At 59.7% G+C, this 12,612-nt stretch carries 13 protein-coding genes; 7 read left to right on the forward strand and 6 right to left on the reverse strand.

What is annotated here, in order from left to right; genetic code table 11:
• Nucleotides 1-104: 104 nt before the first annotated feature.
• A complete protein-coding gene (locus ACW9IB_RS28290; RefSeq protein ID WP_457416575.1) occupies nucleotides 105-1,637 on the reverse strand; it encodes an MFS transporter in 1,533 nt (510 codons plus the stop codon).
• A 150-nt stretch (nucleotides 1,638-1,787) separates the two neighbouring features.
• Here ACW9IB_RS28290 and ACW9IB_RS28295 point away from each other — a divergent pair, with 150 nt between their 5' ends.
• The gene (locus tag ACW9IB_RS28295) at nucleotides 1,788-2,663 is read left to right on the forward strand and encodes a LysR family transcriptional regulator (protein ID WP_457369090.1); all 876 of its coding nucleotides are present in this window, start codon (nucleotides 1,788-1,790) and stop codon (nucleotides 2,661-2,663) included.
• On the opposite strand, the gene ACW9IB_RS28300 is transcribed toward ACW9IB_RS28295, so the two are convergent.
• Both ACW9IB_RS28300 and ACW9IB_RS28305 read right to left on the reverse strand, forming a co-directional pair.
• Nucleotides 2,641-3,756, reverse strand: coding sequence for an MDR/zinc-dependent alcohol dehydrogenase-like family protein (locus tag ACW9IB_RS28300; protein WP_457369091.1), 1,116 nt, complete (start codon nucleotides 3,754-3,756; stop codon nucleotides 2,641-2,643). The genes ACW9IB_RS28295 and ACW9IB_RS28300 overlap by 23 nt on opposite strands.
• Nucleotides 3,757-3,822: 66 nt before the next feature.
• Complete coding sequence (locus ACW9IB_RS28305) at nucleotides 3,823-4,830, reverse strand: substrate-binding domain-containing protein (RefSeq protein ID WP_457416577.1); 1,008 nt, start codon at nucleotides 4,828-4,830, stop codon at nucleotides 3,823-3,825.
• A gap of 463 nt (nucleotides 4,831-5,293) precedes the next feature.
• Here ACW9IB_RS28305 and ACW9IB_RS28310 point away from each other — a divergent pair, with 463 nt between their 5' ends.
• A complete protein-coding gene (locus ACW9IB_RS28310; RefSeq protein WP_457416579.1) occupies nucleotides 5,294-6,850 on the forward strand; it encodes a TerC family protein in 1,557 nt (518 codons plus the stop codon).
• Here ACW9IB_RS28310 and ACW9IB_RS28315 read toward each other — a convergent pair.
• The 3 genes from ACW9IB_RS28315 to ACW9IB_RS28325 form a co-directional block, all read right to left on the reverse strand.
• On the reverse strand, nucleotides 6,831-7,910 hold the full coding sequence (locus ACW9IB_RS28315; RefSeq protein WP_457416581.1) for a GGDEF domain-containing protein: 1,080 nt from the start codon (nucleotides 7,908-7,910) through the stop codon (nucleotides 6,831-6,833). The two genes, ACW9IB_RS28310 and ACW9IB_RS28315, sit on opposite strands and share 20 nt — an antisense overlap.
• Nucleotides 7,911-8,075: 165 nt before the next feature.
• Nucleotides 8,076-8,435, reverse strand: a complete 360-nt coding sequence (locus tag ACW9IB_RS28320; RefSeq protein WP_457416583.1) for a thioredoxin family protein — start codon at nucleotides 8,433-8,435, stop codon at nucleotides 8,076-8,078.
• A gap of 97 nt (nucleotides 8,436-8,532) precedes the next feature.
• A complete protein-coding gene (locus ACW9IB_RS28325) occupies nucleotides 8,533-8,781 on the reverse strand; it encodes a hypothetical protein (RefSeq protein ID WP_457369095.1) in 249 nt (82 codons plus the stop codon).
• 333 nt (nucleotides 8,782-9,114) lie between these two features.
• Between ACW9IB_RS28325 and ACW9IB_RS28330 the strand changes: the two genes are divergently transcribed.
• The 5 genes from ACW9IB_RS28330 to ACW9IB_RS28350 are packed head-to-tail and all read left to right on the forward strand — an operon-like array spanning nucleotide 9,115 to nucleotide 12,535.
• Nucleotides 9,115-9,963, forward strand: a complete 849-nt coding sequence (locus tag ACW9IB_RS28330; protein WP_457369096.1) for a transporter substrate-binding domain-containing protein — start codon at nucleotides 9,115-9,117, stop codon at nucleotides 9,961-9,963.
• 52 nt (nucleotides 9,964-10,015) lie between these two features.
• The gene (locus tag ACW9IB_RS28335; protein WP_025857547.1) at nucleotides 10,016-10,678 is read left to right on the forward strand and encodes an amino acid ABC transporter permease; all 663 of its coding nucleotides are present in this window, start codon (nucleotides 10,016-10,018) and stop codon (nucleotides 10,676-10,678) included.
• Between the two features lie 11 nt (nucleotides 10,679-10,689).
• Entirely contained in the window at nucleotides 10,690-11,352 is a 663-nt protein-coding gene (locus tag ACW9IB_RS28340) for an amino acid ABC transporter permease (RefSeq protein WP_457369097.1), read from the forward strand.
• Complete coding sequence (locus ACW9IB_RS28345; RefSeq protein WP_065907741.1) at nucleotides 11,349-12,131, forward strand: amino acid ABC transporter ATP-binding protein; 783 nt, start codon at nucleotides 11,349-11,351, stop codon at nucleotides 12,129-12,131. Before ACW9IB_RS28340 ends, ACW9IB_RS28345 begins: the two co-directional genes overlap by 4 nt.
• Nucleotides 12,132-12,145: 14 nt before the next feature.
• Complete coding sequence (locus tag ACW9IB_RS28350) at nucleotides 12,146-12,535, forward strand: RidA family protein (RefSeq protein ID WP_457369098.1); 390 nt, start codon at nucleotides 12,146-12,148, stop codon at nucleotides 12,533-12,535.
• The last annotated feature ends 77 nt before the right edge of the window (nucleotides 12,536-12,612 follow it).

A 12,612-nucleotide genomic window follows, 5' to 3' on the forward strand; every position in this document is an offset into this window, starting at 1 on the left:
GGGGGTGGGCGGGGGGGGGGTGGGAGGAGGGGGCGGGGTGGGTTGGGGAGACACCGCATTCGCGGGCAAGCCCGCTCCCACAGCGGCCAGCGACCCTGCCGCATTCAGTTTCGTGCCGGCATGGGCGACTGCGATACCGCAGGTATCGGATTGCGCATCAGCGTCCCCACCACCAATGCCCCCAGCAATCCCAGCAACCCTGCGGCCCAAAGCACTGTACTGAACCCGCCCACGAACGCCTGTTGCGCCAGGGGTTGCACCACGCTCCGGGCTGCGTCGGGCAGTAGCTCCATCGCCGCAGGCATGTCACCGGCCACCACGCGCGAAACGATCCCGCTTACTTGCGTCTGCCATTGCCCATCAATATCTGAATTCAACAGCTGTTCGCTATGACGGCTCAACAGTGCCCCATACACCCCAATGGCCAGCATGATCGCGCTGAAACGCATGGTAGTGCTCATGCCGGACGCCATGCCTGCCCGATCCCGTGGCACACACGCCATGATGTTTTTCTGTGTGTCGCCATTGAGCAGGCCGGCACCCGCGCCGGTGAGGGCAATCGCCAGGGCGAACGGCAGGTAGCCGCCGGCCGTGACTGCCCAGGCGCTGAGCAGGTTGCCACAACCTACAAGGGTCAGGCCGGTCGCCATCATCGTCGCCGGGGCAAAGCGTGCTGCCAGGCGTGCGCCGATGCGTGGGCAGACCAACATGGTCAAGGCAAACGGCAGCATGCCCAGGCCCGAGGCAATGGCAGAGAACCCAAGGCCGTTCTGCAGATAGAACGGCAGCAGCGTCATCATCACTTGGGCGCAACCGGCGTAGGCGAACATCCCCAGCAGCGCACCGACAAAGCGCGGATGGCGGAACAGTTGCAAGTCCACCATAGGTCGTTGCTGCATCCGTTCCACCGCTATGAACAGCCCCAACAATACGGCGCCACCGGCAAGACGGGCATAGGTGAGCGTGTTACTCCAGCCGATGCGATTGGCTTCGATCAGGCCCCAGATCAGGCACAGCAGGCTCGCACTGAAGGCCAGGCTGCCCCAGGGATCGAGGCGGGCGGAGTGTGTGTCGCGGGACTCGGGTATCGCGCGCAGTACCAGCCCCATCAGTAACAGGCCGACGGGCAGGTTGAGGTAGAAGATCCAGCGCCAGCCCAGGTAGTGCGTGATCAGGCCGCCGAGGGTGGGGGCGGCGGTCATGCCCACGCCCATGCACGCGCCCCAGAACGCCCAGGCCTTGGCCCGTTCCACTTCGTCATGGAAGGCGTGACCGATGGACGCCAGCGCTGACGTCAGTAAGAGTGCGGCACCGACACCCTTCACCGCGCGAGCGATATCGAGCAGTAGCGCATTCGGCGCTGCGCCGCACCCAACGGATGCGAGGATGAAAATACTCAAGCCCCCGATCAGGGTTTTCTTGCGCCCGAAGCGGTCGGCGATGCTGCCGGCGGGCAGTAGCAGCGCAGCAAACGCCAGCATGTAGGCGCTGACCACCCATTCGATATCGGCAAAATTCGCCCCCAGGTCGCGGGCGATGCTGGGCAGGGTCACGGCGACGATGTTGGTGTCGAGCACGATCAGCGAGCAGACACCGGAGGCGGTGAGCAGCGTCAGGCGCGGGCTGACACTACTCATGACTGAATTACCTTGAAGGCAATCACTAAACGACGATTGACGTGCATGATAAGGGCTCTCTAGTGTTGAGGTAGGGCCAGCTTATCCTCGACTTCAAGCTGGCTTGTTAGCTGGCCTGAAGCACTTCATTACCTTTGAGCTCATCCTGAAATGGAAATCCGCCATTTTCGTTACTTTCTAGCTGTCGCCCGGCAGCGCAATTTCACCCGCGCCGCCGAGCAACTGGGCATCGCGCCACCCACCTTGAGTCGGCAGATCCAGGACATGGAAGCCAGTCTCGGCACGCGCTTGTTTATCCGTCGGCAGCGCGAAGTCAGCCTCACCGAGGCCGGTGCGGCGCTGTTGATCGAGGCCGAGGCCACGGTGCGTCAATTCGAGTTCGCACAACGCAATGCCCAGCGCGCCGGGCGTGGCGAGATCGGTCATATCGAAGTGGGTTACGTGGCGTCAGCGGTGTATTCGGGCTTGCTGCAACGGCAAATGCAGGCGTTCAGCCGGGCATTTCCCGATGTCAGTGTGAATGTCCGAGAATGCCCGATGGCCACGCTGCCCGGGGCTGTGGCGGAAGGGCGCTGCGATATCGGGTACATCCGTTCGCCCATGACGTTGCCCGATGACGTGGAAGCGGTGCGCCTGGACAGCGAAGGCTTTATGTTGGCGCTGCCTCAGGATTCCTGGCTGCTGGGGCTCAAGGCTATCGGGTGCGAGCATCTGAAAAACGAGACTTTTATCTTGCCGGAGCAGATCAGTGGCACCCTGCATGTGGCCGCCCAGGGAGGCTACGCGCCGCGCCTGGGGCCACAGCCGGGCGGCTTGGTGGCGGTGGTTGCGCTGGTCTCGCTCGGGCAGGGTGTGGCGGTGGTGCCATCATCGATGGTGGGGCATGTGAGCTTGCCGGGGGTGGTGTACCGCACCATCCAGGATCACGAGGCGTCTTCCTGGCTATCGCTGATTCATCGGCGCTTTGAAAAAGCTCCGGCGGTGGCGCGGTACATTCAACAGGTCAAGGCTCAAGCACAACCTTGAGGGATTTGTCCCCGCGCTCCATCACCGCAAAGGCCTCCTTGAAGTCGGCCAGGGCGAACTTATGGGTGACCACATCACGCATGTCGATCTTGCGGTTGCCGATAAAGTCGATGGCGCGCGGGTACATGTAGGGGCCGAGGTGCGAGCCCAGAACATCCAGCTCCTTGCGGTCGCCAATGATCGACCAGTCCACCGTGGCTTCGTCGTTGAACACACTGAATTCGACGAAGCGTCCCAACTTGCGCAGCATGCCCAGACCCTGGTTGACCGCTTTGTGATGACCGGTGGCCTCGATATAGATGTCGCAGCCGTAGCCGTCGGTGATTGCCCGAATCTTCGCCTGTACGTCGACTTCGGCGGGGTTCCACACTTCATCGGCACCCATGCGCAGGGCGAGGGCGGTGCGCTCGGGTTTCATGTCCAGCACGATCAGTTTCTTCGGATTGCGCATGCGCACCGCGCCGATGATGCCAAGGCCCAGGGTACCGGCACCGGCGACTACCACCACATCATCGAAATCCACATTGGCGCGCTCCGCCGCATGCAGCGAGCACGCCAGGGGTTCGATCAGGATCGCTTCGTCGGGGGCGATGGCGTCCGGCACTTTATGGATGATGCCTTCCCTGGTGAAAATCATGTATTGGGCCATGGCACCCTGAACGTTGTTCTGGAAGCCATAGAGGTCGTGCTTCTGGCACATCCAGTACTGGCCGTGGTTGCAGAAGCGGCAGCCCCAGCACGGTACGATCTGCTCGGAAATCACCCGGTCGCCCACTTTCACGCCACGTTTTTCCGCGCCAGGGCCCAGCGCCACCACCCGGCAGACGAATTCATGGCCGGGAATCATTGGCGGTTTGACGTAGCGCGGTTGCTCGGCATCGCCCCAGAACGAGGGGGCGCCACGGTAGGTCTTGATGTCGCCCATGCAGATGCCGCACAGCTCGACCTTGGTGAGAATTTCGTCGGGGCCTGGGGTGGGTACGGCGACGGTTTCCAGGCGATAGTCTTCCGGGCCGTGGCAGACCACGGCCTGCATGGTTTTCGGGATGATCGGGGACAATTGTTCGGGCGAGCGCTCGCTGACAGTGGACATGACTGACCTCACGACAAAAATGGGGGTAGCGTTCCCGCGCATTGCACGGGAACGCCCGATCGACGCTTACTTGCCGGCGCTGACTTGCTTGTACAGCGCGTCGGCGTTGGCCTGGGTCACGGGCACCCAGGGCAGGATGTAGGCCTTGGCGGTGCCGTCGCCCCATTTCAGGTCCTTGGCGTAACGCTCCCAGATCACCGATTGAGGTTTGTAGTCCTTGCCGGCGAGTGCGCGCAGGGCGACGTCCAGTGCGCCCTGGGATTGGGCCTGAGCGTCTTGCAGGAAGGTGGTGACTTCGTCTTTTTTGGCGGCCTGGATTGCGTCCGGCATGCCGTCGATGGACGTGACCGGTACGTCCTTGGAAGTCAGTCCGTGGGATTTCAGCGCCTGCACCGCGCCGAGGGCCATGTCGTCATTCTGCGCGATCACCCCGTTGATGCCTTTCGGGTGGGCGTTCAGCCAGTCTTCGGTCAGCGCCAGGGCCTGGGCGCGGTCCCAGTTGGCGGTTTTTTTCTCGATGATCTTGATGTCCGGATGTTTGCCCAGCACTTCCAGTTCGCCTTTTTCCCGATCGATCTGCGCCGACTGGCCAATCGGGCCCTGGATGATCACCACATTGCCCTTGCCGTTGAGTTTGTCGACCATGGCCTGGGCTTGCAGGCGGCCGCCTTCCACGTCGTCGTTGCCGACGTAGGGCACTGCGGCATCGGCCACCTTGGTGTTCGACGCGATCACCACCACGTCATTGCTCATGGCCTGTTTCACCGTACCCACGCCCGCCTTGGTGTCGATGGGCACGAACAGGATGGCGTCGTAATGCTGGGTCACCATGTTTTCGATCTGATTGTTCTGGGTCAGTGCGTCGTAGTTGCCGTCGAATACGGTCAACTGCACCGTGCCGTCCTTCACGGCCGGATGCTCCTTGAGTTCGCGCACCCAGTTCTGCATGAACTGGCCTTTCAGGCCGTAGACTGCGGCGCCGACCTTGTAGGTCTTGCCATCGGCGGCCAGGGCGATGCTGCTGGCGAGCAGGGAGAGGGCCGCGGCAGCGGCGAAGGTCGTACCCAGTTTCATGATCAGAACCCCGTTTATTGTTGTAGTCAGTCATTGAGTCACTGCTTTGTACTGATCATATGTTTATCAAATGAAAATCTGATCAGTCAAATTCTTTTGCTGAAAATCATGAAATAGGTGATATAGGGGGTTTTTTCGAGGTTTTCCGCTGGGTAAGCGTTTTTTAGATCGATATAAATTTCACTTGATGATCATATGATCCGTTATGTGTCGCAATTTACAGATCTTGTAATAGTTTTGGTGGTAGGAAAGCTCTGTTTCGACTGTACGATTCAGGTCCTTTTGTCATCGCAGGATTTGCATGAACACCCTCTCGGAGCCTCCCAGTCGTCTTTCCCCAAGACACCCGCGTCCGCTGTTACCTTTCGAGTACCCCCGATTCCGACTGCTAACCTTGTACCGGTCCACTGACCGCGCATTGCCGTGCCCGGCATTCTGAAAACTCACTGAAGAGACTCAATAAATGGAATGGTTAGCGGATCCAACGGCCTGGCTCGGCCTGTTGACCTTGATTGTGCTGGAACTGGTGCTGGGCATCGACAACCTGGTGTTTATCGCGATCCTTGCGGACAAACTGCCGCCGGCGCAGCGTGACCGCGCGCGCCTGATCGGCTTGTCCCTGGCGCTGCTGATGCGCCTGGGCCTGCTGGCGAGTATTTCCTGGCTGGTCACCCTGACCCAGCCGCTGTTCGAGGTATTCGGCAAGAGTTTCTCCGGTCGAGACCTGATCATGCTGTTCGGGGGTGTGTTCCTGTTGTTCAAGGCCACCATGGAGTTGCACGAACGCCTGGAGGGCCATGTGGCCCAGCGCAGTGGCAATGCGGCTTATGCGCTGTTCTGGCCGATCGTGGCGCAGATCGTTGTGCTCGACGCGGTGTTCTCCCTCGATGCGGTGATTACCGCGGTGGGCATGGTGGATGAGCTGGCGGTGATGATGATCGCGGTGATCATTTCCATCGGCCTGATGATTGTGGCGAGCAAGCCGCTGACCCGTTTCGTCAATGCGCACCCGACGGTGATCATGCTGTGTCTGGGCTTTTTGATGATGATTGGTTTCGCCCTCACGGCCGAAGGCCTGGGCTTTCATATTCCGAAAGGCTATCTGTACGCCGCCATTGGTTTCTCGATTTTGATCGAAGTGTTCAACCAGATTGCCCGGGCCCGTCGCAAGAAATCGGCCCAGGGCGTGTTGCCTGTCCGTGAGCGCACCGCCCATGCGGTGATGCGCCTGCTGGGCGGTCGCAGCCTGGCGGTGGAAGAGGTAGGTGAGGAGGTTGCCGATCTGTTGGGCGAGCCGGACGTTGCGCAAGGCCCGCTGTTCGACCGACGTGAGCGGGTGATGATCAGTGGCGTGCTGCAATTGGCCGAACGGCCGATTCGCACCCTGATGACACCGCGCGCCCAGGTCGATTGCATCGATCTTGCAGACGATGCCGATACGATCCGACTGAAGTTGATGCATTCGTCCTACTCACGCTTGCCGCTGATCCGTAACGGTGCGGTGGACGAGCCTCTGGGCTTCGTGCACAAGAAGGAATTGCTCAAGGAATACCTGGCCGGCAACGAGCCGAACCTGGAGCACCTGGCGCGCCGGGCGATCAACCTGCTGGAGAGCTTTTCGATCCTCAATGCCCTGGAGCAAATGCGTCAGGAGTCGACCCATATCGCCTTTGTGATCAATGAATTCGGCGACTTCATGGGTGTGTTGAGCATGACCGACATCCTTGAATCCATCGCCGGCGAACTGCCCGATGCCAGTGAGATCGAAGGGCCGGATATCGTCGAGGAGGGTGAAGGTTTTCGCGCCAGTGGCGCCTTGAACCTTAGCCAGGTACGTCAGCGAACCGGCTTCAAGGCGCAGGCCACCGAGGATTACCAGACCCTGGCCGGGCTGCTGATGAGCTTGCTTGACCGCTTGCCGGTGGTGGGCGACAGCCTGACGCACGAGGGGTGGCGTCTGACGGTGGCGGCGGTGGAGGAGCGTCGGGTGACCCAGGTGTCTATGGCGCGTGAAACGTAAAGCGGTCCTTGCCCTCATGCTTTGAAATGTAGAGTGCCTGATCCGCCTTGATCAGCGCCTGGTTCAACGTCTCACCGTCCTCCACCCGGGCCAGGCCGATGCTGATGGTCACCGGGTGTTGGGTCGGTTCCTCGCGCACGCGTTGGCAGAGCAGGCTGGCCAACTGCTCGGCGTCGTGTTTGCGCACGCCGGCCAGGTAGATGCCGAATTCTTCACCGCCCAGGCGGGCGTAGTCGAAGTCGGTCATCACCGCCTTGATGTTCTGGGCCACGCGCTTGAGCACTTCATCGCCGATGTCGTGGCCATGCACGTCATTCACTTTCTTGAAGTTGTCGATGTCGATCATTGCCAGGTAATGATCGTGGGCCTTGGGTTGCTGGTTGAGCTTTTTGCCGGCGCTGGCCATGAAGGCGCGGCGGTTGGGGATTTCGGTGAGGGTATCGAGGTAGGCCTGCTCCAGCAGCAGCTTGGACATGATGAAGTTGTGCAGTTTGGCCTGGCGTAGTTTCAGGAAGCTGTAGAGCGTCAGGAAGGTCAGAAACACCGAATAGAACGTTACCAGGGCGCCGCGGACTTCCAGCAGGGAAAGGTGGGCCAAATGAAACGGATTGAGCAACGCCCAGGTGATCAGCATTGTCGTGACAAACGACCAATGCTTGAGTGGTAGCACCGATGCGCTATAGAGGACGCTCGACGCTGCCAGGATCAACCAGCTGGGGTGCAGATCCATTGGCAAACCTTCGATCAGCAGGCGTGTGCCGAGGGCGATGATTGCAACGAATATCAGGTTATTCCACTGGAAGTGCTGGGCTTTGCGGATAAATCCCAGGGTAATGGTGTTGATGGTCAGCAGTGCCAGAAAGAGCATCGAAAGCCCGGTGAAACCCTGGCCTCCCGGAAAGCTGACGATCAGGTCGAAGACCAGCCAGATGCAGATGCTGGCGATATAGATCAGCAGGCAAAAGGGCTTGAGTCGTTCGAAATCATGTTGCGCGAACTCGTGTTTCAGGGATTCCGGGACGGCTTTTTTCAGCACGTCGGCTTCAATGGCTTTGAGCATTATCGGCCTTGGTGGCATGTGATCGCTTCGGCATGGGGCCGAATGCCATTGCGATCTTGAAGTTCATGGGCTGATCTCTCACGACGAGGCCGTTTATCCAAGAACTACATACAAGCAGCGAAACAGAGGGTTGTCCAATGCCCCATTGGCGGTTTTTGACGTAGCTCAGCGCGGCATTGCGGCGGGTGAGTTTCCCTTGGCGTGACGTTTGAACAGATTGTTGATGGTGTGTTCGTGCTCTTCCCAAACACCGAATCCCTTCAGCTTCTCGATCATCTGGCCATTGCGGAATACCAATAGCGTGGGCGTGCCCGTGACCTCTGGGTGCCTGAGCGTTTGGGTCGTGTCAAGGATCATGCTTTTGACCTGTTCGGCGTTCTGGTGAGCGATGCGTTCGAACAGTGGGCCGGCCTCTCTGCACGCCGGGCAGTGTGGGGAGACGAATAGCAGAAACAGCACTGGATACTCCGCCAGTGCCCGTTGGTAATCTTCGGCGCTGGCGATGACGGCGGTTGCAATACCCATGGCGATCTCCTTGTGCTAAAGGCCGGACTGGCACCTTTATGCACGCTAAACCGCGAGATCAAAGCAATCTACTGTCAACCTTCACAGGGGTTGGCACTCACGCGTCTCTGTCGCGCTCGATGCGTTCGCGTGCCTTGCGGGCCTGGCTTGCACACTTCCTGTATTCCTCGTTGTCCCGGGACGCCTTGGCTCGGCGGTAACCATGGTGGTTCTGGCTGGTGTAGTTGGTATTGAAGGTGTCCTTGAGCTTTTGCAGTTCTGCCTTGCATTCGCGGCGGTCATTGCTGGCGGAGGCGCTGCCGGCAGCGAGCAGGGCAAGCAGGATCAGGGTGAGGCGCAGCTTCATTGGGGCAGGGTCCTGGTGGGTGTTCGATGGAGCAAGGCTAGCCCAGCGTGGGAATTTTTCCATCGTGGAGACTGCGCGCTTCTGGTGCGCGGTAACGCCAGTGTGGCGCACTTTTATTGGGTGTCACCCCAGGTTGGGGTCCTGAGTAGCAATCTGATTTCAGATGCTGGCTCAACGCCGCATTTTGAATGCACGCCTATCTTTTTGATTTTTAAATACATTTTATGAGTCGTGTGTTTCTACAGCAGTGTGTGGCACACTTTCTGCTGTCTATTCCGTTGTTACATACTAAGTTCCGGTATAGCGGAATACACAACTCCTGGAGTGCTTGTCATGCATCACCGACCTTCCGTGTTTAAAGCGTGTGTTTTTCTCTTCGCCGCATCGGCTTCCCTCGCAAGCGTTGTGCACGCGGCGGACAGCAAGCTCGATGATGTGCTCAAGCGTGGGCACTTGATCGTGGGTACAGGCAGTACCAATGCGCCGTGGCACTTCCAGGGAGCGGATGGCAAGTTGCAGGGTTTTGATATCGACATCGGTCGCATCGTGGCCAAAGGCTTGTTCAATGACCCCAGCAAAGTCGAGTTCGTGGTGCAGTCTTCCGACGCGCGTATTCCCAACCTGCTGACCAATAAAGTCGACATGAGCTGCCAGTTCATCACCGTGACCGCCAGCCGTGCGCAGCAAGTCGCGTTCACCCTGCCGTACTACCGCGAAGGCGTGGGCCTGCTGCTGCCGAACAACAGCAAGTACAAAGAGATCGAAGACCTGCAAGCCGCTGGCGATGGTGTGACGGTGGCCGTGCTGCAAAACGTGTATGCCGAAGAGCTGGTGCACCAGGCGCTGCCCAAGGCCAAGGTCGACCAGTACGACAGCGTCGACCTGATGTACCAGGCCGTGAACTCCGGTCGTGCCGATGCCGCCGCCACCGACCAGTCCTCGGTCAAATACCTGATGGTGCAGAACCCGGGTCGTTACCGCAGCCCGACCTACGCCTGGAGCCCGCAGACTTACGCGTGCGCCGTCAAACGTGGCGACCAGGACTGGCTGAACTTCGTAAACACCGCGCTGCATGAAGCCATGACCGGTGTGGAGTTTCCCACCTACAAGGCCTCGTTCAAGCAGTGGTTTGGCGTAGACCTGCCGGAGCCTGCGATCGGCTTCCCGGTTGAGTTCAAGTAATTCGTAAACCCTGGGGCGCCGTTGATGGCGCTCCAATCAGGTACTGCTGACCATGAACTATCAGTTGAACTTTGCCGCCGTGTGGCGCGACTTCCCCAGCCTGCTGGCGGGGCTCGGCCTGGGCCTTGAACTGGCCTTGCTGTCGATCGCGATCGGCTGCGTGATCGGCCTGATGATGGCATTTGCCATGCTGTCGAAACACAAGGCATTGCGGGTGCTGGCGTCGGTGTATGTCACGGTGATCCGCAACACGCCGATCCTGGTGCTGATCCTGTTGATCTACTTCGCGTTGCCGAGCCTGGGGATTCGTCTCGATAAAATCCCGTCCTTCATCATTACCCTGTCGTTGTACGCCGGTGCCTATCTGACCGAAGTGTTCCGCGCGGGGCTGCTGAATATTCCCAAGGGCTTGCGTGAAGCCGGTTTGGCCATTGGCCTGGGCGAATGGCGCATCCGTGCGTACATCACCGTGCCGGTGATGCTGCGCAATGTGCTGCCCGCGCTGTCGAACAACTTCATTTCGCTGTTCAAGGACACGTCCCTGGCCGCCGCCATCGCGGTGCCGGAACTGACCTACTACGCCCGCAAGATCAACGTCGAAAGCTACCGGGTGATCGAAACCTGGCTGGTCACGACCGCGCTCTACGTGGCTGCCTGTTACCTCATTGCCATGCTGCTCCGCTACCTGGAACAGCGTCTGGCGATCCGTCGTTAAGGAAGGTTCCCATGTACGAATCCCCCAGCTGGCTGCATGAGTTGTGGATCGCCCGGGAGGCTCTCTGGGCGGGTTTCCAGGCCAGTGTTTATGTTTCGGCCCTGGCGATTTTCTTTGGCACTTTAATTGGTATCGTCGCCGGCCTGATCTTGACCTACGGCAAGTTCTGGATGCGTGCGCCGTTCCGGCTGTATGTCGATTTGATCCGTGGTACGCCGGTGTTCGTGCTGGTACTGGCATGTTTCTACATGCTGCCGGCGCTCGGTTGGCAGATCACCGCGTTCCAGGCCGGAGCGGTCGGGTTGACGCTGTTCTGCGGCTCCCATGTGTCGGAAATCGTGCGCGGCGCGCTGCAAGCCATTCCCCGTGGGCAACTGGAAGCGGGCAAGGCGATCGGTCTGACGTTCTACCAATCCCTGGGTTACGTGCTGTTGCCCCAGGCGCTGCGTCAGATCTTGCCGACCTGGGTCAACTCCTCCACGGAAATCGTCAAGGCGTCGACCTTGCTGTCGGTGATCGGTGTGGCCGAGTTGCTGCTCAGCACCCAGCAAGTGATCGCGCGCACTTTCATGACCCTGGAGTTCTACCTGTTCGCAGGCTTTATGTTCTTTGTCATCAACTACGCCATCGAGTTATTCGGGCGCTACATTGAAAAGCGGGTGGCCTTGCCATGAACCAACCTCAAACCAACCAACCGCTGCTGAATATCCGTGGCCTGCGCAAACAATACGGTCAGGTCGAAGTGCTCAAGGGCGTCGACCTGTCCATGCAGCGCGGTAACGTGGTCACGCTGATCGGCTCCAGCGGCTCGGGCAAAACCACGCTGCTGCGTTGCGTCAACCTGCTGGAAGAATTCCAGGGCGGACAGATTACCCTCGACGGCGAGTCCATCGGCTACAGCGAAATCGCCGGCAAGCGCGTGCGTCACCCCGAACGGGTGATCGCCCAGCACCGGGCGATGACCGGCATGGCGTTCCAGCAATTCAATCTGTTTCCGCACCTGACCGCGTTGCAGAACGTCACCCTCGGCCTGCTCAAGGTCAAGAAGATGGGCAAGGACGAGGCCGTGGCACTCGCGGAAAAATGGCTGGACCGCGTCGGCCTGTTGGAGCGTCGCAACCATTTCCCCGGCCAGCTTTCCGGCGGCCAGCAACAGCGTGTGGCGATTGCCCGCGCGATTGCCATGAACCCCAGCCTGATGCTGTTCGATGAAGTCACGTCGGCGCTGGACCCGGAGTTGGTGGGCGAAGTGCTCAGCGTGATCAAGGGCCTGGCTGAAGAGGGCATGACCATGCTGCTGGTCACCCACGAAATGCGCTTTGCCTATGAAGTGTCCGACAAGATCGTGTTCATGAACCAGGGCCGCATTGAGGAACAGGGCACCTCCAAGGACATCTTCGAGCGCCCGCAATCGCCGCGCCTGGCGGAATTTTTGAAGAATATTCGTTTTTAATCAGGAGTCATTTTATGAGCATTACTCGTTACGGCACCGGCAGCACCGCCGGCGGCGGCCAGCCACGTCCTTTCGCCCGTGCGGTGGAGGCGGACGGCTGGCTCTACGTCTCGGGCCAGGTGCCCGCGGTGGACGGTGAAATCATCCAGGGCGGCATCATCGAGCAAACCCGGCAGACCATGCGCAACGTGGTGGCGATCCTCGAAGAGGCTGGCTACGAACTCAAGGACGTGGTGCGCGTCGGCGTGTGGCTGGAGGACCCGCGGGACTTCTGGAGTTTCAACAAGGTCTTCGGCGAATACTTCAGCCCCGAACACGCCCCGGCGCGCGCCTGCGTACAGGCGAACATGATGGTCGATTGCAAGGTGGAGATCGATTGCGTGGCGTACAAGAAAAAAGGCTAAATTGCCCGGATCTGAAGCCCAAAGCTGATCAAATGTGGGAGCGGGCTTGCTCGCGAATGCGGTGTGTCATTAAACGC

This window comes from Pseudomonas sp. SDO524_S393 (assembly GCF_054071875.1).